The 20,691-nt window shown below is 66.6% G+C and carries 18 protein-coding genes; 3 read left to right on the top strand and 15 right to left on the bottom strand.

What is annotated here, in order from left to right:
- The first annotated feature begins 48 nt into the window (after positions 1-48).
- Positions 49-843: a 3-oxoadipate enol-lactonase gene (gene pcaD / locus VGV41_RS17070; protein WP_326865150.1), complete on the top strand. Its 795-nt coding sequence runs from the start codon at positions 49-51 to the stop codon at positions 841-843.
- A gap of 119 nt (positions 844-962) precedes the next feature.
- Here the strand turns inward: pcaD and VGV41_RS17065 are convergent, their stop codons facing one another.
- The 15 genes from VGV41_RS17065 to VGV41_RS16995 form a co-directional block, all read right to left on the bottom strand.
- On the bottom strand, positions 963-2,312 hold the full coding sequence (locus VGV41_RS17065; RefSeq protein WP_326865149.1) for a uracil-xanthine permease family protein: 1,350 nt from the start codon (positions 2,310-2,312) through the stop codon (positions 963-965).
- Positions 2,313-2,718: 406 nt separating this feature from the next.
- Complete coding sequence (locus VGV41_RS17060; RefSeq protein ID WP_326865147.1) at positions 2,719-3,330, bottom strand: SRPBCC family protein; 612 nt, start codon at positions 3,328-3,330, stop codon at positions 2,719-2,721.
- A complete protein-coding gene (locus tag VGV41_RS17055; RefSeq protein WP_326865145.1) occupies positions 3,327-4,994 on the bottom strand; it encodes a UbiD family decarboxylase in 1,668 nt (555 codons plus the stop codon). Before VGV41_RS17055 ends, VGV41_RS17060 begins: the two co-directional genes overlap by 4 nt.
- 111 nt (positions 4,995-5,105) lie before the next feature.
- The gene (locus VGV41_RS17050) at positions 5,106-6,266 is read right to left on the bottom strand and encodes an FAD-dependent monooxygenase (protein WP_326865144.1); all 1,161 of its coding nucleotides are present in this window, start codon (positions 6,264-6,266) and stop codon (positions 5,106-5,108) included.
- Between the two features lie 26 nt (positions 6,267-6,292).
- Positions 6,293-7,129 carry an ABC transporter permease gene (locus VGV41_RS17045; protein WP_326865143.1) on the bottom strand — a complete coding sequence of 279 codons (837 nt, stop codon included), beginning with the start codon at positions 7,127-7,129 and terminating at the stop codon, positions 6,293-6,295.
- The gene (locus VGV41_RS17040; RefSeq protein WP_326865142.1) at positions 7,129-7,986 is read right to left on the bottom strand and encodes an ABC transporter ATP-binding protein; all 858 of its coding nucleotides are present in this window, start codon (positions 7,984-7,986) and stop codon (positions 7,129-7,131) included. Before VGV41_RS17040 ends, VGV41_RS17045 begins: the two co-directional genes overlap by 1 nt.
- Positions 7,987-8,027: 41 nt before the next feature.
- On the bottom strand, positions 8,028-9,065 hold the full coding sequence (locus VGV41_RS17035) for an ABC transporter substrate-binding protein (protein ID WP_326865141.1): 1,038 nt from the start codon (positions 9,063-9,065) through the stop codon (positions 8,028-8,030).
- Positions 9,066-9,147: 82 nt separating this feature from the next.
- Positions 9,148-9,873, bottom strand: coding sequence for an enoyl-CoA hydratase/isomerase family protein (locus VGV41_RS17030; protein WP_326865140.1), 726 nt, complete (start codon positions 9,871-9,873; stop codon positions 9,148-9,150).
- A 34-nt stretch (positions 9,874-9,907) separates the two neighbouring features.
- On the bottom strand, positions 9,908-11,167 hold the full coding sequence (locus tag VGV41_RS17025; RefSeq protein ID WP_326865139.1) for a CoA transferase: 1,260 nt from the start codon (positions 11,165-11,167) through the stop codon (positions 9,908-9,910).
- A 21-nt stretch (positions 11,168-11,188) separates the two neighbouring features.
- Positions 11,189-11,992 (bottom strand): IclR family transcriptional regulator, encoded by an 804-nt coding sequence (locus tag VGV41_RS17020; protein ID WP_326865138.1) that lies wholly within the window; start codon positions 11,990-11,992, stop codon positions 11,189-11,191.
- On the bottom strand, positions 11,989-14,343 hold the full coding sequence (locus tag VGV41_RS17015) for a xanthine dehydrogenase family protein molybdopterin-binding subunit (protein WP_326865137.1): 2,355 nt from the start codon (positions 14,341-14,343) through the stop codon (positions 11,989-11,991). The genes VGV41_RS17020 and VGV41_RS17015 overlap by 4 nt, the downstream gene beginning before the upstream one ends.
- Positions 14,343-14,831: a (2Fe-2S)-binding protein gene (locus VGV41_RS17010; RefSeq protein ID WP_326865136.1), complete on the bottom strand. Its 489-nt coding sequence runs from the start codon at positions 14,829-14,831 to the stop codon at positions 14,343-14,345. The genes VGV41_RS17015 and VGV41_RS17010 overlap by 1 nt, the downstream gene beginning before the upstream one ends.
- 8 nt (positions 14,832-14,839) lie before the next feature.
- Complete coding sequence (locus tag VGV41_RS17005) at positions 14,840-15,709, bottom strand: xanthine dehydrogenase family protein subunit M (RefSeq protein ID WP_326865135.1); 870 nt, start codon at positions 15,707-15,709, stop codon at positions 14,840-14,842.
- Positions 15,706-16,845, bottom strand: coding sequence for a thiolase family protein (locus VGV41_RS17000; RefSeq protein ID WP_326865134.1), 1,140 nt, complete (start codon positions 16,843-16,845; stop codon positions 15,706-15,708). Before VGV41_RS17000 ends, VGV41_RS17005 begins: the two co-directional genes overlap by 4 nt.
- Before the next feature lie 9 nt (positions 16,846-16,854).
- On the bottom strand, positions 16,855-17,292 hold the full coding sequence (locus tag VGV41_RS16995; protein WP_326865133.1) for a Zn-ribbon domain-containing OB-fold protein: 438 nt from the start codon (positions 17,290-17,292) through the stop codon (positions 16,855-16,857).
- 333 nt (positions 17,293-17,625) lie between these two features.
- Between VGV41_RS16995 and VGV41_RS16990 the strand changes: the two genes are divergently transcribed.
- Complete coding sequence (locus tag VGV41_RS16990) at positions 17,626-18,912, top strand: MFS transporter (protein WP_326865132.1); 1,287 nt, start codon at positions 17,626-17,628, stop codon at positions 18,910-18,912.
- Between the two features lie 118 nt (positions 18,913-19,030).
- Positions 19,031-20,671 carry a choline dehydrogenase gene (locus VGV41_RS16985; protein ID WP_326865131.1) on the top strand — a complete coding sequence of 547 codons (1,641 nt, stop codon included), beginning with the start codon at positions 19,031-19,033 and terminating at the stop codon, positions 20,669-20,671.
- The last annotated feature ends 20 nt before the right edge of the window (positions 20,672-20,691 follow it).

Here is a 20,691-nt window from a genome sequence, read left to right as displayed (position 1 = left end):
TTTCGCGCATTCGGGACGCGACTGTTCCGCCGAGGAGAAACCACCGCTATGTCAGAGTCCAAAGACGTCAGAGCCAACGGCATCACATTCCATTGCCGGGTCGACGGCCCGGCCGATGCGCCCTGGCTCGTCTTCAGCAACTCGCTTGCCACCGATCTATCCATGTGGGACCCGCAGGCAGATCATTTCAGCCGCAGCTACCGCGTGTTGCGCTACGACCAGCGCGGACACGGGCGCACGGAAGCCCCGGCGGGCCGCTACAGCTTCGCCACTCTGCTCGCCGATGCGCTGGCGGTGATGGATGCACTCGGCGTCGCGAAGGCGCATTTCTGCGGGTTGTCGATGGGCGGCGCCACGGCAATGGGTCTGGCGCAACAGGCGCCGGCGCGGCTCGACCGGGTGATCGTATGCGACACGCCCTGCGCGTCGACGCCGGCATCGGCGCAGCAGTGGGAAGAACGCATCGTCGTCGCGCAGAAGCAGGGCATGGCCCCGCTGGTCGAGCCGACCGTCGGCCGCTGGTTTCCGCCGGAGACGCTCGCGGCCAATCCGCAGTACCTGGCCAAGATCCGCCGGATGATCGCCGCCACCCCGGTCAACGGGTTCGTCGGCTGCGCCGCCGCGCTCGGCGACCACGACTACCGCTCCGCCGTCGCCAGCGTGACGCGCCCGGTGCTGTTCATCGCCGGCGAGAAGGACGGGACCACGCCGGCGGCGATGCGGCAGATGCAGGGCGAACTCGCCGGCTCACGCTATGTCGAAATGCCCGGCGCCGGCCACATTTCCAACCTCGACCAGCCGGACCTGTTCAACCGCGCGCTCGACGATTTTCTCCGCGCCTAGACAGCCGCCGCTCGCGGCCTTCCGAGCGCAGAACGGCCGCGCCGTGTGGCGCGGCCGTTCTCGCATTCGCGATCCGGATCGGCGAAACGCGGGGCCGATCGCGTCCTGGCACCGAGCCCCTACGCTGCCGGTTGCTTCTTCGGCTTGTCGCCGAGCAATGCGTAGAGCACCAGCAATGTCACGCCGCCGGTCACCGCCGACTGCTTGAGGATGAGCTGCACGGTCAGCGGCAGCAGCTTGGCCGTCTCCGGTTCGACGAACAGACCGCCCAGTCCCACCATCAGCGCCGTGCCGGCGATGATGAGGTTGCGGTCGGTCCATTTGATGCCGGCCAGCAGGTGAACGCCGTGCACCATGACGATGCCGAACAGCACGGTCGCGATGCCGGCGAGAACGACCGTCGGCACCAGCACCAGCAGCATGTCGAACTTGACGCAGCTGCCGAGGACGACGAGGAGGATGCCGGCGGCGACGGTGCCGTAGCGGCTGCCGACGCGGGTCGAGCGCAGCATGCCCATGTTGTCGGGATAGACGGTGGTGCTGAAGGTGCCGACCACCGCGGCAAGGATGGCGCCGAGGGCCGCGGTGAAGCAGCCTTCGCTCATGCGGATTGGCGTAATCTTCTCCTCACCCCAGTCGGCGACGACCTGGTACAGCGCCATCGAGCTGATGCTCGAGGGAATGAGCACGACCAGGAACACGATCACCGCATCGAGGCGAACGCCGAAGCCGAACGGGAAGATCCGCGGCACGACCAGCCACGGCGCCGTGCCCACCGGCTGGAACGAGATCGGGATGAAGCCGGCATAGGCGATGGTGCCGACGACGATGCCGGCGAGGATGGCGGCGCGGCGAAACCACACTCCGCCCCACAGCGTCATGAGGATGAAAATGACGACAGCGGCAAATCCGGCGATCAGATTGATCGTGGGAAAGCCGGGCGTGTGCGGGTGACCAATCCAGTTCGGCAGCGACACCACGGCGATCTGCATCATCAGCAGCACCACCATCACGCCGCTGATCAGCGGCGTCTGGAAGAACCGCCCGAACAGCGCAACGAAGCTCAGGCCGCGGATCGGGATGGCCAGCAGCGCCCAGATCACCGAAGCGACGAAGAACGAGCCGAATGCCACGCCCAGACCGATGCCGGGGATGTGGCCAAGGACGAGGAGACCGATGAACGTGCCGACGTAAGGCCCCTGCACGATCGGCAGGCGCAGAAAGCCGACGCCCTGGAATACGGTGATCAAGCCGGAGACCAGGAACACCATGCCGTAGAGATAAGCGATCTGTTCGTTCGGCAGATGAAAGGCGCGGCCGAACAGGCCGGGAAACACGAACATGCCGGTCATTCCGAACACGTTCTGAAATGCCAGGATCAGGTACTGCCCGAAAGGCAGCTTTTCGTTGATCCCGACGTCAAATGGCTTTTCCGCGACAGGCGCCGCGCTCTGTTCGATACTCGTCATGTCGTTTCCTCCCCTTATGTCCGTTCTGTATCTTTTTACGAGAAACAACTCCGCGCGCACCCATAGCGAGGCGTCGCGCCGAGCCGTTTGGCATCTCGCCGCTCCGCGGCGGACCGCATCAGCGACGATAAAAATGCGCGTTCATGGTCGGTGCGCGCCCTCCAGGTCCGCTTCCGGAGGCATCGGCAACGGCGAATGTCATGCAGCAGCGCGGACGTGAAAACGCAAACTCAAATCCGCCTGTGATCGCGAACCAACGGCTCAAAGCCCCCTGTAAAATCAGCGTAATGAAGCCGCCGAGTTTTCGTCAAGCAGAAGCGCGTTCTGCTGCACGGAATTCGCGCTCTGCAAATTACGAAACGCGCGTCGCCGTTCCACTCAGCGGAAGCGGCGCGGCGGCCCGGCGTCAGCTCACCTCCTTGCCGCGCATCCGGTCGAACCAGCGCCGCAGCAGCGCGCCCATGAGCGAGAACACGGAGATCGCAGGCGCCACCGCCGGCGCTTGCATTGGCGCGGCCGCCGAAGCGCCGGACGCAGCCTGCGCGCCCGCCCCCGGCTGCGCACCCGAGGCCACGATGCGCTGGCCGAGATTGCGCGCGAACTGATCGACCATCACCTGCGCGACATCGGCGATCACGCCCTGCGCACGCCCGTATTGCGCGACCGCGCCGGCCAGCGTCAGATTGGTCTCGACATCGACGCGCGTGCCCGCACCGTCCGGGGTGAGGCGGAAGCTGACGTCCGCCTGCGCCGAACCCCGGCCTTTCTCTTCCGTGCCAGCGGCCTTGGCTCGCACCTGATGCTGAGTCTCGTCCACCTCGGTCAATTGCACACGCCCCTTGAACGCGACGGCCACGGGCCCGAGCTTCACCTTCACCTGGCCGCGATAGCTGCGCTCGTCGTCGACGCCCAGCAGTTCGGCTCCGGGCATGCAGGTGACGATGCCGGGAATGTCCAGCAGGGTGGCCCAGGCCCGGCTGACGGGCAGATCGACGCGGAACGAATTCTCGATTTTCATTTCGCATCCTTCTCGACGTGCCAGACCGGCGTTTCCGGCTCGACGCCTTCGCGCACGCGTTGCGCGGTCTCGAGGCCGTTGATCTCCCAGTCGCCGGCCACGGCGCGGCGCGCGAACTTCTCCCAGGTCTCGGTCCAGTCGCCGAGGGTGTAGCCGTGCCACGGCTCACGTACGGTCAGGTTTGGAAGGCCGAGCTCCTCCCAGATCCCGCGCGCCTCGTCCATGAACTCTTTGCGCGGCAGAGCGAGCGGCGGCATGTTGTGCTTCAGCGTCGCGTCGATCAGCATGGTCGAGTCCGCTTCGCGTCCCGAATAGTTGGCGCCCTGCACGCCGCCGCGCCAGGGCGTGATGTGCACGTCCTCGATCGGGTTCGAGCGATACGCCATCGACCACAGCACGGCGTCGGTGTTGGTCGGGTCGATATCTTCGCTCACCGCAATGCAGATCTTGCCGACGCCGGCGGTGAAGTTCGCGGTGCCCTGCAGCGCCCGCCACACTTCGGTGCGCGGCGTCTCGCGCGCCATCTGCAGGAACACGACCGGCCGCAGATTGGTCAGCGGCTCGTGCATGACGACGCGCTTGACGCCGCGGATGCCGAGCTGATCGCGCAGGTGCGCCAGGTAGACCGGCTCGTAGGCGACGATCTTGATCGTGCTCGACTCGCTCGGCGTTACCTGGCTGATGATCGATGCGAATACCGCGTTCTTGCGGCGCGTGATCGCAGTCACCCGCATCGGCATGTTGAAGGCCTCGAGCGCCACGTAGCCGTTGCTCTCGCCGAACGGCGCCTCGGGTTCGAGGATCGAGGTGTCGATGACGCCTTCGATGACGATCTCGGAGTCGGCCGGCACGTCGAGATCGACGCTGACGCAGCGCGCCATGGGGATCGGCCGCCCGGCCAGCCCACCGGCGACAGCCATCTCGTCGACATCGATGGCAAGCTTCTGCGGGCCGGTGAACTCAACGATTGGCGCCGCGCCGATCACGATGGCGATCTCCATCGGCTCTTTGCGCTCGCGATATTTGAGCCAGTGGATGTAACCGCCCGCCCCGCCCGGCCGCGCGACCATGCGCACGGCCATCCGGTCCGTCGCCTTCAATCCGGCCCGGTAGGTGCCCATGTTCTGCACGCCGGTCTCGGGATCGCGGGTGACGCACAAGGTCGCCGTCAGATAGGGCGCGGCGTCGAAACCGGGGGTCGAGATCGGCACCGGCAGCGCAGCGACGCCGCCGCCCTTCTCGCGCAGCGCGGCGCCTGTTACCACCACCTCCTGGCAGGCCGCGTGCTCGACGCGGACCGGCGGAATCGGATTCTGGATCGCCTTCAGCCAGGCGTTCCCGATATCCTCCACCTTCTGCCCCATGCCGAGCGCGTAGATGCGCGCCGAAGCCGAGAAGGCGCCGACGACGACCGGCATGTCGTATTTGCGGCCCTTGGCGTCAATGACGTTGGTGAACAGGAAGGCGCGCCGGTCATCGGCGGGAATGCCGCCGAGGAATTGCCATCGCACCAGCGGATGCAACTGGGTGTCCTTGTTGATCGGACGATCGATGCGCACGAGCAGGCCCGCCCTGTCGAGGTCCTGCAAGTGCTGCTGCAAATCGAGGCGCGGCATCGTCTGATCGCCGGAGGCGGTGTCGGGCTTGGATACGGGATTGAGCATGGTCATCTCCGGTCATCTGCATTCGCCGGAGCGGACCCGCCGGCATATTCGGGCGCGGATGCACGCATCCGCCTCGATCGATGTCGGCACGCGCCTGACGGCGCGCGCCTTTTATTGTGCGGCCTCGAGCGCCGGCATCTCCTCGAACCGGTCGAGCGGCGCCGACCAGACGTCGTAGCCGTAGACCCAGCCCGGGTCGGTCGCCTGCCGCATCCAGGTATTCATGTGTGACGTAAGCTGGATGCGCGCGGTGCGCGGGCGGCGCAAGGCCGTGTAGCGCTCGAAGGCGCCGGCGATGTCGTCCGACGTATGGTCGAGGCAGCGGCCGAGCATGATGGCGTCCTCCATCGCGCTCGCCGCGCCTTGCGCCATGTACGGCGTCATCGGATGGCAGGCGTCGCCGAGCAGCACGACCCTGCCTTCTGTCCAGCGCGGCAGCGGATCGCGCTCGACCAGCGCCCATTTGTGCACCTTCGGGCAGGCATGCACGACGCGCTGCACCTGCTCGTGGAAGCCCGCGAAAGCCTTGCGCAGATCGCCGAGGTCGCCGGTCTGCGACCAGGACTCGTGCGTCCAGTCGGGTTCAGGCACGCTGGTGACGAAATAGATCTCGTCGCGGTTGGCGGTGACGTAATAGATGACGATGTGGCGGTCGGGTCCCCACCATTTGCAACACTCGTCGATACTGAAGCCCTCGAGCAGCGCGGCCGGAAAAGTGGTGCGGTAGGCAACGCGCCCGGTGAAGCGCGGCCGGTCGGCGCCGAGCATGGCCTCGCGCACGCACGAATGCACGCCGTCGGCGGCGACCATGGCGTCGGCGCGCGCCGTCGTGCCGTCCGCGAAGGACAGCGTGACGCCGTTGCCGTTCTCGGTGAAGCCGACGAGCTTCTTGCCAAGCGCGATGTGGTCGGCCGGCACGCGCGCGGCCAGCGCGGCGTGCAGATCGCCGCGATGCATGAGGATATAGGGCGCGCCGAACTTGCCCTCGGCCGTCGCGCCGAGCGGCAGCTCGTACTTCATCGCGCCGCTGTCCCACTCGCGGTTGGTCCAGGAGTGCGGCTGGAAGCCGCGGCCGCGGATCGTCTGTTCGAGGCCGAGCCCGCGCAGAACCCGCATTGCGTTCGGGCTCATCTGGATGCCGGCGCCGAGCCGCGTGAACTGAGGCGCCTGCTCGTAGATGCGCACATTGAAGCCGCGCTCGATGAGCGTCGCGGCCAATGTGAGACCACCCATCCCGGCGCCGAGAACGGCAATACTTGGTTTCGTCGACACTTCCAAAATGCTCCCAATCGATCCGGCTAGTGCGATACCCACGGCGTCAGCCGCCGCTCCAGCGCCTCGCCAAGCAGCACCGCGCCGCCGCCGGTCAGGGCGACCATGACCAGGCCGACGAACATCCGCGGGATGTCCAGCACCTGCCAAGAATCCCAGATAAAGTGGCCGAGGCCGGTGTCGGCCGAGACGAATTCAGCGGAGACGACCAGGATCAGCGCCTGGCCGAGCCCGAGCTTGAGCCCGGTGATGATCGAGGGCAGCGCCGACGGCACGACGATCCGCGTCCAGCGGATCCAGGCCGGAATCTTGAAGGCCGTCGCGACGTCGCGATGCAGCGGATTGCTGTAGAGGACGCCGCTCAGCGTGTTGATGCAGGTCATGTAGAAGACGCCGAGCGAGACGAGCGCGATCTTGCTCGGATCGCCGAGGCCGAAGATCACGATCAGCAGCGGAAAGATGGCGAGCTTCGGCGTCGGGAAGGTCGCGCTGACCAGCGGCCCCAGACAGAACCGCACCGTGGCGGACAGGCCCATGGTAATGCCGGCGATCACGCCGATGACCGATCCCAGGACATAGCCGATGGCCAGCCGCTCATAGGTCACGCCGATATCGATGAGCAGCCGCCCGCGCTGATCGGGGTCGCCGAGCAGCGACACCATGCCGGACGCCACCTTGCTCGGCGCCGGAAAGAAACGCTGATCGATGAAGCCAAACCGCGCCAGCACCTCCCAGATCACGATCAGCAGCAGCGGAAATCCGATCCCGAGCGCGACCTGCGTGACGGCGCGCATGCGCCGCGCCCGCACCAGGCGCTGGGACGCCGCGAAGGTATCACCACCGGCGAGAGCGATATCCGCCATCACTCTCCTCCCCGGCTCTGCGTGAGGGATTGGCCGACCTCTTCGGCGACCGAGCGCCACAAGGCGCTCTCCAACTGGCCGAAGCGCGGATCGGCGCGCACCTGCGCGACCTCCCGCTTGCCGCCAAAGGGCACATCCTGCGTCAGCTTGATCCGCCCCGGCCTGCCCGTCATCACGACGACGCGGTCGGCCAGCATCAACGCTTCGCCGATGTCGTGCGTGATATAGACCGCGGTCGACCGCGTCTCGCCCCAGATGCGCAGCAACTCCTGCTGCATCACCAGCCGGGTCTGCGCATCGAGCGCCGCGAGCGGCTCGTCCATCAGCAGCACCAGCGGCTCGGTCGCCAACGCGCGGGCGATCGCAGCCCGCTGACGCATGCCGCCGGACAATTCGTGCGGGTAGGATTTGCGAAAGCGTCCGAGCCCGACCAGCCCGAGGTAATGCGCAATGCGTCGCTCCGCTTCGGCAGCATCGACGTTGAGGCCGGACAGGCCGATGCGGACGTTGTCCTCCACCGTGAACCACGGCAGCGTCGAGTCGCCCTGGAACACGGTGGCGCTGCGCAGGCGACGGTCCGCCTCGTCGCCGGCATGTGTCACGTGCCAGTCGATCGCGCCGCTGTAGTCGCGGTCCAACCCCGCCAGGATGCGCAGCAGACTGCTCTTGCCGCAGCCGCTGGGGCCGAGGATAGCGACGACCTCGCCTTGCCGCACCGACAGCGACACGCCGGCGAGCGCCTCGACCGGCACGTTGTTGCGCGGCAGGAACACGCGGCGGAGGTCACGCAGATCGAGCGCGACGTCGGCCTTCGGTCCTGCGTCCGCCCGCGGCGGCTGCGCGTTCGTCGTGGACACCGCCGGGTTCCGCTCCCTGGTCGCTGCGATCGGTCCTGCCATCACTTGTACGGCCCGAGCTCTTTCACCGCGGCATCGGCAAAGGACAGGTCGACGACTTTCGACACGTCCACGGTGCTGCGCAGATAGTGTTGCTGCACGAAAAATGTCTGCAGCCTGTCGAGGAATTCCTTGCTCACCCGCTGATCCGGGTCGAGGCCGGCCGGGAACGCCTCGCGCACGATCTCGGGTTTGACGTTGGCGTATTTTGCGATCACCGCGATCGCCTTGTCCTTGTCTTTGCCCTTGATGATCGCGTCGTTGTACATGCGCACGCCCTGCAGGTAGGCCTTCATGAAGGCCATGGCCTCGGGCTTCTCGTTGGCGAACTTCTCGCTGTAGACGAGCGGCACGATCGTGCTGCCGCTCGCCGGCACGAATTCGCTGAGGTCGCTGACCACCTTGACGGCACTGGCGCTCATCGCACGCGAGAGGAAAGGCTCGAGATCGACGGCCGCATCGATCGCCTTCGAGGTCAGCGCCGGCAGCATGTTCGGGTAGGACAGCTCGACGACCTGCACGTCGTTGAACGTCATCCCGTGCTTCTTCAGCAGGTCTTCCAGCAGCATGTAGACGCTCGAGGCCTTCGCCGAGACGGCGATCTTCTTGCCCTTGAGCGCCTGCATGTTCTTGGCTTCGTTGCCCTGGTCGAGATCGGAGCGGATCACCAGACGCGTCGCCGAGACGCCCGGGCGCAGGCTTTGCTTGTCGCCGACGATGCGCAGTTGCATGCCCTGCTGCACCGACGAGAACAGGCCGGGCGTGATCGAGATGCCGGCGACGTCAAGCTGGCCGGTCGCGGTGGCGGTCATCAGGTTGGGCGCGCTCGTCATGCGCTGGCGGTCGACCTTGAGGCCGGCCTTGGCGAACAGCCCTGCCTCGTCGGCGAGGTAGATCGGCGCGTCGGTCATGCCGCCGACCGATCCGAATTTCACGACTTTGAGATCGGCGGCGGACGCCGCTTTCAGGCCGGCAAAGCTGCCCAGGCTCAATGCGGCGGCGACAAAGCCGATGGTGCAAACACGAGACGTGAAACGCATGCTTCCTCCGAATATTCTCTGTTCTTCTAGCCGGGGGCTTTTCGCAGTCGCCCGCTTTTGAAGTCTCCTGATTTCCTGTCGCTCAGCGTTTCGCCGACGACAGCACAGACGAAAGCAGGCTGGCGCCATAGTCGGCCGCACCGCGCGGCGCCATCGCCGGAGCGACGCGCATGTATTCCTTCATCGCGGCGAGCGCTTCGTGCGATCGCGTCGTCAGTTCGGTGACGTGGTGAGTAACCCTGGCGTCGAGCTCGGCCGCGGGGACGACGCTGCTCAGGATGCCGAGCCGGAGCGCCGTCGCCGCATCGATCTCCTCCATCGAGTAGATCAGCCAGGTGAGCGCCTTGCGCGGGACCCGGCCCATCATCACCGATGCCGCGAGCGTCGGCGGCAGGTTCTTTTCCATCTCGGGCAGGCGGAAGCGGGCTTTGTCCGAAGCGATGGTGATGTCGCAGGCGGTGGCCAGCGCGCAGCCGAAGCCGAGCGCCGCGCCCTGCACGACGGCGATGATGGGCTGCCTGGTGCCGTCGATCGCGTCATAGACGTCGAGAATCGGCGCGACCAGGTTTTCGCGCATCGCCAGCGCGGTCGGCGACGGCTTGCCGCCGGCCGGATCGCGGCCGCGGCAGAAATCCGCGCCGGTCGTGCGCAGCACGATCAGCTTGGCGCCGCTGGCTCCGGCCGCCCGAAACGCCGCAGACAGCTGCCCGAGATGCTCGATGGTGAGAGCGTTGCCCGCATCGGCGCGATCGATCGTGATCGTCGCCACGTCGCCCGCCACTGCGTTCTTGATGATGATGTCTGACATGACCTGAGACTTCCGTTGCTGATGACTGCGTCTGCTATCCGGCCTTGCGCGCCGATGCGGCGCCCGTGGCTTTCCCGAAGACGCCGGCGCGTTCGAGCTCGGCAAGCTCCTCGTCACCGAAGCCGAGCAAGGACCTGAGGATCTCGTGGTTGTCGGCGCCGAGCAGCGGCGGATAGCCAGGCTCGGCTTCCGCCTCGCCGGTGAACTTGATCGGGTTGCCGGCGACGCGCGCCTCTTCGCCCTGCGGCCCTGCGAGTGCCAACACCATGTTCCGATGCAGCACCTGCGGGTCCGTGAGGCTGCGGTCCAGAGTATTGACCACGGCCGCCGGGACTTCGGCGGCGAGCAGCGCCTCGACCCAGTCGTTCGCGCTCTTCGTGCGAAACGCCGCTTCGAGGATGCCCCAGAGCGCGTCGCGATTGGCGTAACGCCGGTCGTTCGTACGGAAACGTTCCTCCTGCGCCAGATCCGGCCGGCCGATGGCGGCGCAGAGATTGACCCACATCCGCTCGGTATTGGCGGTGATGACGATGTCGTTGCCGTCGCCGCAGGTGAAGCCGCGATAGGTCGGGATTGAGTCGTGGCCGCGGCCTTGCCGCTTCGGCGCCTGCCCGGACGTGAGGCAATAGGCGGCCTGATAGGACAGCATCGCCACCTGGCAATCGAGCATCGCGACGTCGATCAACTTGCCGCGCCCGGTGCGCTCACGCTCGGCGATCGCCGCCAGGATGCCGATCACGCCGTACATGCCGGCGGCGATGTCGCCGAGCGGAATGCCGGACCGAACCGGCGGCCCGTCCGGCTCTCCGGTCATCGACATGCCGCCGGACATCGCCTGCACGATCATGTCGTAGGCCGGGCGGTCGCGGTACGGACCGTCCTGGCCGAAGCCCGAAATACAACACCACACGATGCCGGGCTTCTGCGCGGCGATGTCTTCGTAAGACAGGCCGAGCCGCTTGAGGATGCCGGGACGGAAATTCTCGACCACGACATCGCAGGCGAGCGCCAGGCGCGCAATCACCGCCCGGCCCTGCTCCGTCTTCATGTCGACGGCCATGCTGCGCTTGTTGCGGTTGACCGAGAGGTAGTAGGCGCTTTCGCTGCCGACAAAATGCGGCGGCAGGCGACGCGTCATGTCGCCTTCCGGCGACTCGACCTTGATCACCTCAGCGCCGAGATCGCCGAGGATCTGCGTCGCGTAGGGCCCGGACAGAAACTGCGTCAGGTCGAGCACGCGCAGATGCGCTAGCGGCCCCGTGCGCGCGGACTTATCGTGCTCGACAGTCGTCATTCTTACTCCTCAACCCGAACCTTATGCAGTGGCGCGCACGAGGCGCATCGGCGATGCGCCAAGCGCGGCGGACAATTCGGCGGCGGTGCTGCGCACCAGATCGCCGAGACGCGGCCTGTCCTTGGCGGCGATGCGCGTCTTCGGCACGGTGATGCAGACGCTTCCCAACACCTTGCCGTCGGCGCCGAACACCGGCGCGCCGATGCCGACGGCGCCCGAGACCTTTTGTCCGTATGTGATGTCGTAGCCGCGCTGGCGGATATTGCCGAGCTCGGTCTCCAGTGCGCGCCGCGCGGGCAGCGGCTCGCCGGAGCCGGGCGCCGTGCCTTCCGCCGTGTAGATGCGGTCGATCGCGGCGCGGTCGAGAAAGGCAAGGATGGAGCGGCCGCTCGCGCCCCACAGCGCGGACACCGGCGTGTTCATCGGCAGCTGGTAGCGCAGCATCATGCTGGAATCGACCTTCTCGGCAAAGAAGATCTTGCCTTCCGAAGGGACGTAGATGCTGAACACGGCGGTCTCGTCGCAGACCTCGACCATCTTCTCGAGGAACGGCCGCGCCAGCCGGCGAACGTCGTGCTTGCTCTGCACGAGGCCCGAGACGCGGAAGAACTCGCGGCCAATCCGGTAGCGCCGGTTGACCATGTCCTGCTCGATGAAGCCCTCGCGTCCGAGCAGTTCGAGCAGCCGGTGACAGGTGCTCGGTGCGAGCGCGAGCGCCAGCGACATCTCCTTCAGCGTCAGTTCGCCCTTCTCGCCGAAGAGCCGCAGGATCTCGATGACGCGATGCACGGTCCCGAGCGCTTCGCCGCTGTTGCCGTGTTTCATGCGACTTCGCCCAGCTTCTCGTAGGCGCCCGCGCGGCGCAGCGCCTCGACGATGCGGTCCGGCATCAACGGACATTCGGCGAAGTGCACGCCGAACTCGGCAAGCGCATCCTCGACGGCGGCGACGATTGCCGCGGCGGCCGGGATGGTGCCGCCCTCGCCCGCGCCCTTGACGCCGAGCGGATTGAGCGGGCTCGGGCTCTCGACATGCGCGATCTTGCAGGTCGGCACGTCGGTCGCCATGGGAATGAGATAATCGGCGAAGGTCGTGGTGAGCGGCTGCGCGTTCTCGTCGTAGCGCATCCATTCGAGCAACGCGTTGCCGATGCCGTGCGCAACGCCGCCCTGGATCTGGCCGTCGACGATGAGCGGGTTGATGATCTTACCGCTGTCGTGCGCCACGGCGTAGTCGATGATCTGCACCGAGCCGATCATCGGATCGACCTCGACTTCCACCACATGCGTGCCCGAGCAGTAGGCCGCCTGCGGCGGCGCGAAATAGGCGGTGTGCTCGAGCCCGGGTGTCTGCCCCGGCGCGAGCGAGAAGCCGGGCATGCCCTGCGCCAGCCGCGCCAGATCGCGGAAACTGACCGACTGGCGGTTTCCGTGCCGGGCGACGGCCATGCCGTCCTCGACGTCGATGTCGTCCGCCGGCACGCCGAGCACCTGCGCCGCGAGTTTGACGACCTGCGTGCGCACCTCGGCGCCGGCCAGCGCCGCCGACGAGCCGGCATTGACCGCCTGCCGGCTGGCGAACGCGCCGATGCCCTGCGAAATGGCCGCGGTATCGCCGATCGTCATGACGATGTCGTCGAAGCGGCAACCGAGGCGATCGGCGACGACCTGCGCCAAAGTGGTGCGGGTGCCCTGGCCCTGGTTGGTGGCGCCGGTGGCGACGGCAACCTTGCCGTTCGGAAGAATGCGAACCGTCACGCCTTCATACGGCCCGAGCCCGGTGCCCTCGACGTAGTTGGCGAGCCCGATGCCGATGAAGCGGCCTTCGGTCCGTGCCTTGCTCTGCCGCCTTCGGAAGGCGGCATGATCGATCAGGCGCAAGGCTTCGCTTTGCGCCTTCGGATAATCGCCGCTGTCGTAGACCAGCGGCTTGCCGTCGCGGAACGTGAGCCCGACGGAGTAAGGCATCTGCTCGGGCTGGATGAAATTGCGCCGGCGGATTTCGGTCGGATCGAGCTCCAGTTCCTGCGCGGCGCGGTCCATCAGCCGCTCCATCGCGAACACGGCCTGCGGCCGCCCGGCGCCGCGCACCGGCGTGGTCGCGACCTTGTTGGTCAGCGCGACGGTGACGTCGAGTGCATAGTTCGGGATGACGTAAGGGCCGGGCATCGTCGCGGCGGCGATGTAGGGCATGATAATGCCCCAGGGGACGAAGGCGCCGGTGTCGTGCAGCAATGTGCCGCGCACGCCGACGATCTTGCCGTACGCGTCGAGGGCGATCGAGACGTTCCAGTACTGATCGCGCTCCTGCGTGGCGCACATGAAGTGCTCGCGCCGATCTTCGGTCCATTTCACCGGCCGATTGAGCTTCAAGGCCGCCGCCGGGATGACCGCCTCCTCGGCGTAGAAGATGGCCTTCGGGCCGAAGCCGCCACCGACGTCGGGCGCAATGACGCGAATCGACTCCAGGCTGCGGTCGAGCAGATCGGCCATCATGCGCCGGCCGATATGGGGCGTCTGCGTCGCCGACCACACCGTCAGCAACCCGCTCAGCGGATCCGGCTGCGCGATCACCGCCCGCGCTTCCATGGCCATACCGCCGCCGCGATGCTGCCAGATGTCCTCGCTGAAGACGTGGGCAGCGGAGGCGAAGGCCGCGTCGACGTCGCCGTAGGCCATGCGGAATTTGGAGGCGATGTTGGTGTCGAGCGCCAAGTGCGCGCGCGGCGAGCCGTCCTTCAGCGCTTCGCGGCAGTCGCTCACGGCCTTCAGCGGGTCGTAGTCGACGTCCACCAGCGCGGCGGCATCCTCGGCTATATGCCGGCTGTCGGCGATCACCACCGCCACGGTCTGCCCGACGTAGCAGACCTCCTCGCGCGCGAGGCAATGCTGCGTCAGCGCGGCTGAAATCGCCGGGTTCGGGACCAGCATGGGCATGCGCTCGGCCGCCATCGGCGCCGGCATATCGTCGGCCGTGAACACCGCATGCACGCCGGGCAGCGCCTTCGCCGCCGCGGCATCGATACCGCGGATGCGCGCGTGGCCGTGCGGCGAGCGCACGAAGCAGGCGTGCAGCATGCCCGGCAGCTTCACGTCATCGACGAAGCGCCCGCGCCCGCTGAGCAGCGCCGGATCTTCCACCCGCGCCACGCGGGCGCCGAATTGCTGAGCGCCCATCAATTCCCCCGCTGTTCGCGCATGCGGCGGCTCGCTTCCAAAGCGGCCTCGACCATTCCGCTGTAGCCGGTGCAGCGGCAGAGATTCCCGGTCAGCACCGTGCGGACGTCGTCCTCGGTCGGGTCCGGATTATCGTTGAGCAGTTCCGTCAGCGTCATCAGCACGCCCGGCGTGCAGAACCCGCATTGCAGTCCGTGCTTCTCGCGCATCGCCTGCTGCAGGACGTTGAGCGCTCCGTCGGGACTGGCGAGCGACTCCACGGTCGTGACCTCGCAGCCGTCTACCTGCACGGCAAAGGTCAGACACGAGCGCGCGGTACGGCCGTCGATCAGCACTGTGCAGGCACCGCAGACGCCGTGCTCGCAGCCCAGATGCGTGCCGGTGAGGTCGAGCTCGTGCCGCAGGAAATCGGCCAGGCTCAGGCGCGGCTCAACCTCGCGCTCATACTGGCGGCCATTCACGCGCAACGATACGGAACGTTTGTCCATGCAGTGTCCTAGATTTCTATGCCGAAGCGCGCGGCGGCATCGCGCAGCGCCCGGAAGATCAACACACCGGCGAGATGACGGCGGTAGTCGGCCGTCGCATGCACATCGCTCATCGCTTCGACGGTGCGCGCAGCCTTGGCGGCCTCGGTCGCCGCCGCACGGTCGAGCCGACGGCCGGTCAGCAGCTTCTCGCTCTCATGGAGCCGCACCGGCCCGGTGCCGACGCCGCACAATGTGAGGGACGCACGCTGCACCGCCTTGTCCGGTCCGAGTGCGACAAGCGCCGCCGCGCCGACGATGGCGAAATCGCCGTGCCGCCGGGCGTATTCGCGGAATCCGGCGCCGTGCCCTTCCGGCCAGAGCGGGATCTCGATGGAGCTGATGAACTCGTCCGGCTCGACCGCGGTGGTCATGAAGCCGAGCGAAAATTCGGCGAACGGCACCTTGCGCGTGCCGCGCCTGCCCGTGATCTCGATCAACGCGTCGTGTGCGGCGCAGACGGCGGGCAGTTCGGCCGCCGGATCAGCATGGGCCAGGCTGCCGCCGATGGTGCCGCGATTGCGCGTCTGGCGATGGCCGACATTGAGCAGCGCGGCCTTCATCAGCGGACAGAGCCGTTCGACATCGGCGGAGAACTCAAGCTCGCGCTGGCGCGTCATAGCGCCGATGCGCATCACGCCGTTCGCAACCTTGATGCCGGCGAGCCCTTCGACGCGCGCGAGGTCGACGAGGTGATCGGCGATCACGTAACGGAAGTTCATCATCGCGACGAGCGACTGGCCGCCGGCGAGAACCTTGGCGTTCTCGAGGCTGGCCAAAAGCCCGGCGGCCTCGTCGATCGACCGCGGCGCGTGATAGGTGAAGGGGGCCGCTTTCATCGCGCGAAGACGTGAATCGAGCAGGCGCCGTGATCGAGACCGGCGATGCCGCCGCCGGTCGCGTGCGCCAGCCCGACCTTCGCTCCCTCGACCTGATGCTTGCCGGCGCGCCCTTCGAGCTGCCGCACGATCTCCACCGCCTGCGCCGCGCCGGTCGCACCGACCGGATGACCGCGCGACAACAGGCCGCCCGACGGATTGACGACGATGTCACCGCCGAGCGAGGTCGCTCCGCTCGACAGCAATCCGTAAGCGCCGCCCCGTTCGCAGAAGCCGAACGCTTCGTAATACATCAACTCCGCGATGGTGAAGGCGTCATGGATTTCCGCGACGTCGATGTCCTTCGGCCCGACGCCGGCCATCTCGTAGGCGTGCTTGGCGCCGCGCGCGGTGAGCTCGGCCCAGGTCATGTCGCGATAGCCGTTGGTATAGATGCCGGATGTCACCTCCGAGGCGGCGACGCGGACCGGCTGCGCCTTCTGCTTGCGCGCCACGTCCGCGCTGGCGATGACGAGCGCGGCGGCACCGTCCCCGGTCGGGCAGCAGTGCCAGAGCGTGAACGGATCGGCCACCGGGCGCGAGGCCATCACCTCGTCGATGGTGACGCGCTTCCTGATCTGCGCATTCGGATTGAGAGCGCCATGCTCGTGCGCCTTCACCGAGACTTCGCCGAGCTGGCGCGCTGTCAGGCCGTAGTCGTGCATGTAGCGCCGCGCGCGCATCGCGTAGAGCGCGGGCATCACCATGCCCTGGTTGACTTCCCAATCCTCGCGTTCGAGCGGCAGCGTGCCGCCGCCGAACTTGGTGAGCTTCTCGACGCCGATCACGACGACCACATCGTGGCGTCCGCTGGCGACCGAGGTCCACGCCTCGGCCAGCGCCGACGAACTCGACGAGCAGGCGTTCTCGATATTGATGATGGACATGCCGGTGATGCCGAGCGACTTCATGACGCGCTGGCCCGCCAACATGCCGCCGAGCGCGGTGCCGCAATAGACCGCCTCAATCGACTTCGGCGGCACCCCCGACTCGACAATGGCTTCCTTGACGGCCGGCCAGCCGATCTCAGCCAGGGTCTTGTCCGGATATTTGCCGAACGGGATCAGGCCCGTTCCGATGACGAATACGTCGCGCATGGATGTTCCTCAGGCCTGAACGAAGGTGTAGCTCATCAGCGGCTCGCCGGCCGGACCGGTGCCGACGCGACCGACCGACAGGCGAACCGGCATGTCGATCGCGAGCGCGCTCTCCGGCACGTCGATGTGGGCGAGCACGCGCACCTTGTCGGTGAGATCGACGTATCCGAGCGCGTAAGGAACGCTCCAGCCTTTCGGCGCCTGGTGCACCATCGAGTAGGAATAGACGCGCCCGGTGCCGGCGAGCTCGGTTTTCTCGATCTCCTCCGACATGCATTCGGTGCACACGGCCGCCCGCGGAAAGCTGAGCGCGCCGCATTTCGCGCACCGCCCGCCGATCAGCCGCGGCGCGCCGGCCGCGCCGGATTCGACGAGCGCCGGCGCGACGAAGCGCGGCTCGGCATTCGCAAGGTCGTGGTGCACTGCAAGATCGACAGCCTGGCTCATCGAAACCGTTCTCCAATTGAACTCGGACACCGCGGCGCGCCGCGTAAGCCCGCCGTGGCGCAAGAGACGATTGCGTCCATGGCGCGCAAGCGCACCGCTGGGCGCATCGGCGCGCTGGGGCAGGCTGAAATCACAATCACGGCGGCGGCGCTCGTCCCTTTGCTAATTCCGTTCATCGGAATTTCTTTCTGTTGATTGGAAAGCATGTCCGTGGGACTGTCAAGAGCGCGGACGCCGATGCATGTGCGCCACGCGTCTCCTGCAGAGCACGATTGGCAGCAGCGAGAAGAATTAAAAGAACGAACGCCGCGCACGCGGCGTCAGGGAGCAAACATGAGCGCAATCGGAACGACCGCGAAGGTCCAGAGTCCAACGATCGCGAGCTACCAATGGCTCGCGCTGTTTTCGGCCTTCCTCGGCTGGATGTTCGACAGCATGGACTTGAACCTGTTCACGCTGGTGCTCTTCCCCAGCGTCGGCAGCCTGATCAAATCGGCCAATCCCGCGGCGATTGCGCAGGTCGGCGGCTACATCGTCGGCATCAAGCTCTTCTGCTGGGGATTGGGCGGTATTCTCTTCGGCGTGTTCGCCGACCGCATTGGTCGCACGCGCTGCATGGTGATCACGATCGTCATCTACGCGGTGTTTACCGGCCTGAGCGGCCTGGCGCAGAGCTGGCAGCAACTCGCGATCCTGCAGGCGATCGCCGGCTTCGGCATCGGCGGCGAATGGTCGGCGGGTGCGGCGCTGCTCGCCGAAAGCTGGCCGGAGAAGCATCGCGCGCGCGCGATGCAGGTCATGCAGATGGCCTTTGCCTTCGGCTTTTTCGCCGCCGCGCTCGACAATCTCATCCTGGGGCCGATCAGCTGGCGCTGGGTGCTGGCCGCCGGTGCCCTCCCCGCGGTGATCGCGCTCGGCGTCCGCTGGTTCGTTCCCGAGCCGGAGCGCTGGATTCAGGTGCGCCAGGACGCAGAAGTCGCGCGCATGACCATGGGCCAGACGTTCGCGCGCATCTTCGCGCCCGACCTGCGCCGCAACACCATCGTCGGCGTGCTCATCTCGACCTCGATGATGATCGGCAGTTGGGGCGGGTTGACGCTGATGCCGAGCTGGATCCAGCAGATGGTGCATGCGTCCGGCGGCACCCCGCTCGATGGCGTGCACACGATCAGCTACGCCTTCATGCTGATGATGGTCGGCGGCACACTTGGCTATCTGTCGCTGATCTATCTCACCGACGCGATCGGCCGGCGCGCGTCATATTTTCTGTTCTGCCTCGGGTCGTTGCTGTCGGCCTGGTACATGTTCACGATGATCCGCGACCTGCACACCCTGGTGCCGTTCATGGTCGTGTACGGCTACTTCACCATCGGCGGCTTCGGCACCTTCGCGGCCTATCTGCCCGAGCTGTTCCCGACGCGCGTGCGCGCCAGCGGCCAGGGATTCTGCTGGAATGCGGCGCGTTCGCTCACCGCGATCGGCCCGCTGATCGGCGGCTTCCTGGTCGGCACGTTCGGCTCGTTCCCGGCGGCCGCGATGTCGACGGCGGTGTTCTTCGTCATCGGGCTGGTGGCGATCTGGTTCGGACCGGAAACGCGCGGCGTGCCGCTGGCGGACTGAGTCGATCCCCCGCGAAAATCCCAGCGCCGCTTGAACGGCGCCGGGGCTAAAGACAACCCATCACGAGAAAGCGGCGGCGGCGTTCGCCGGGAGTCGAACTGACGTGCTCGAAAATGGAATGAGTGCCGACGGATCGTACGATTACATCATCGTCGGCGCCGGATCGGCAGGATGCACACTTGCCGCCCGGTTGGCTGAAGATCGCAGCCTCAAGGTTCTGGTGCTCGAAGCGGGAGGTTGGGATCGTGACCCGTGGATCCATATTCCGCTCGGGTGGGGACGAATCCTTCAACGCCGCCTGCACGACTGGATGTATTTTGCCGAGCCGTCGGCCACGATGGCCAACCGCAGAATCGAATGCGCGCGCGGCAAGGTCATCGGCGGCTCCTCGTCGATCAACGCGATGGCCTACTATCACGGTCATCGCGCCGATTACGACCGCTGGGCCGCGAACGGTTTGCCCGATTGGTCGTATCGGCATGTCCTGCCCTACTTTAAGCGTCAGGAAACCTGGGAAGGCGGGGCCAACACGTACCGCGGCAACGCCGGTCCGTTGAACACCCAGTTCACGCGGTTTCAGGATCCGCTTTGCGAGGCGTTTCTCAAGGCGGGCGCCGACGCCGGCTACGGCTACACCGACGACTACAACGGCGCGGTCCAGGAGGGCTTCGCCCGTATCCAGATGACCCTCAAGAAGGGCAAGCGCTGGAGCGCCGCGGCGGCTTACCTGCACCCGGCGCTCAGGCGTCCAAACCTGACGGTGCAGACACAGGCTCTTGCCACGCGCGTTCTACTCGATAATGGGCAGGCCGTGGGGGTCGAATATCTCCAGCACGGCACCAAACGATCGGCGCGCGCGGCGCGTGAGGTCATCCTCGCCGGCGGCTCGATCAATTCACCGCAGCTCCTGATGCTGTCCGGAATCGGCGAACCCGAGGCGCTCCGGCGCCTCGGCATAAAGCCGCAGGTCGCGCTTTCGGCGGTCGGCGATGGTCTTCTCGATCACACGTCGGCGGCAATCACCTTCCGCCGCAAGACGCCCGGCCCCTTCGTCAGGAATTTGCGTGTGGACCGGGTCGGCTTCGCACTGGCGCAGTCCTATTTCTTCGGCAGCGGTTTCGCCTCCGAGCTGCCCTTCGGTATCACGGCGTTCCTCAAGACGAACCCCTCCGAGCCTGTACCCGATATCCAGCTCCTGTTCTGGATGGGACCGACGACGACGGCGAAACCTTACTTCTCGCCGGTCGTCCCTGCCCCGGCCGACAGCTTCTCCTGCCGGATCATGCCAATGCGCCCCACGAGCCGCGGCAAGGTCGAGCTTGCTTCGGCCGATCCGCGTGATGCCGTGCGTATTCACCAGAACTTCTTCGGTACGCAACACGAATGGAAAGTCATGCGCGACGGCCTGCGCATGGTGCGCGAACTGGCCGCTCAACCGGCGCTGAAGGATTTCGTCGCCGGCGAAATGGCGCCTGGCGCTCAACGGCAGAGCGACGCGGATTTGGACGCTCATGTGCGAGCGACGATGGGCACCGTGCATCACCCGGTCGGAACGTGCCGCATGGGACTGCCGGATGACCCGGGCAGCGTCGTCGACAGCGAACTCAAGGTGATCGGCACCAGAGGTCTGCGCGTCGTCGATGGCTCCGTCATGCCCGACCTCATCGGCGGCGCCACCAATGCGCCGATCATCATGATCGCCGAGAAGGCGGCGGACATGATCCTCGGTCGCCCGCCTCTGCCCGCCGCTGCTGTCTAGAACGATAACTGGGGAGAATA

This window comes from Pseudolabrys sp. (assembly GCF_035943735.1).
GTDB lineage: Bacteria > Pseudomonadota > Alphaproteobacteria > Rhizobiales > Xanthobacteraceae > Pseudolabrys.
The sequence above is the reverse complement of the archived record's forward strand: the minus strand, read 5'-3'. Positions and strand labels throughout refer to the sequence as shown.

Excerpts from the sequence above, each read along its gene's own strand:
- VGV41_RS17045 (WP_326865143.1), bottom strand. The coding sequence starts at position 7,129 with ATGGCGGATATCGCTCTCGCCGGTGGTGATACCTTCGCGGCGTCCCAG.
- VGV41_RS17025 (WP_326865139.1), bottom strand. The coding sequence starts at position 11,167 with ATGACGACTGTCGAGCACGATAAGTCCGCGCGCACGGGGCCGCTAGCG.
- VGV41_RS17015 (WP_326865137.1), bottom strand. The coding sequence starts at position 14,343 with ATGGGCGCTCAGCAATTCGGCGCCCGCGTGGCGCGGGTGGAAGATCCG.
- VGV41_RS17035 (WP_326865141.1), bottom strand. The coding sequence starts at position 9,065 with ATGCGTTTCACGTCTCGTGTTTGCACCATCGGCTTTGTCGCCGCCGCA.
- VGV41_RS17005 (WP_326865135.1), bottom strand. The coding sequence starts at position 15,709 with ATGAAAGCGGCCCCCTTCACCTATCACGCGCCGCGGTCGATCGACGAG.
- pcaD (WP_326865150.1), top strand. The coding sequence starts at position 49 with ATGTCAGAGTCCAAAGACGTCAGAGCCAACGGCATCACATTCCATTGC.
- VGV41_RS17030 (WP_326865140.1), bottom strand. The coding sequence starts at position 9,873 with ATGTCAGACATCATCATCAAGAACGCAGTGGCGGGCGACGTGGCGACG.
- VGV41_RS16990 (WP_326865132.1), top strand. The coding sequence starts at position 17,626 with ATGAGCGCAATCGGAACGACCGCGAAGGTCCAGAGTCCAACGATCGCG.
- VGV41_RS17010 (WP_326865136.1), bottom strand. The coding sequence starts at position 14,831 with ATGGACAAACGTTCCGTATCGTTGCGCGTGAATGGCCGCCAGTATGAG.
- VGV41_RS17020 (WP_326865138.1), bottom strand. The coding sequence starts at position 11,992 with ATGAAACACGGCAACAGCGGCGAAGCGCTCGGGACCGTGCATCGCGTC.
- VGV41_RS16995 (WP_326865133.1), bottom strand. The coding sequence starts at position 17,292 with ATGAGCCAGGCTGTCGATCTTGCAGTGCACCACGACCTTGCGAATGCC.
- VGV41_RS17055 (WP_326865145.1), bottom strand. The coding sequence starts at position 4,994 with ATGCTCAATCCCGTATCCAAGCCCGACACCGCCTCCGGCGATCAGACG.
- VGV41_RS17060 (WP_326865147.1), bottom strand. The coding sequence starts at position 3,330 with ATGAAAATCGAGAATTCGTTCCGCGTCGATCTGCCCGTCAGCCGGGCC.
- VGV41_RS17000 (WP_326865134.1), bottom strand. The coding sequence starts at position 16,845 with ATGCGCGACGTATTCGTCATCGGAACGGGCCTGATCCCGTTCGGCAAA.
- VGV41_RS16985 (WP_326865131.1), top strand. The coding sequence starts at position 19,031 with ATGAGTGCCGACGGATCGTACGATTACATCATCGTCGGCGCCGGATCG.
- VGV41_RS17065 (WP_326865149.1), bottom strand. The coding sequence starts at position 2,312 with ATGACGAGTATCGAACAGAGCGCGGCGCCTGTCGCGGAAAAGCCATTT.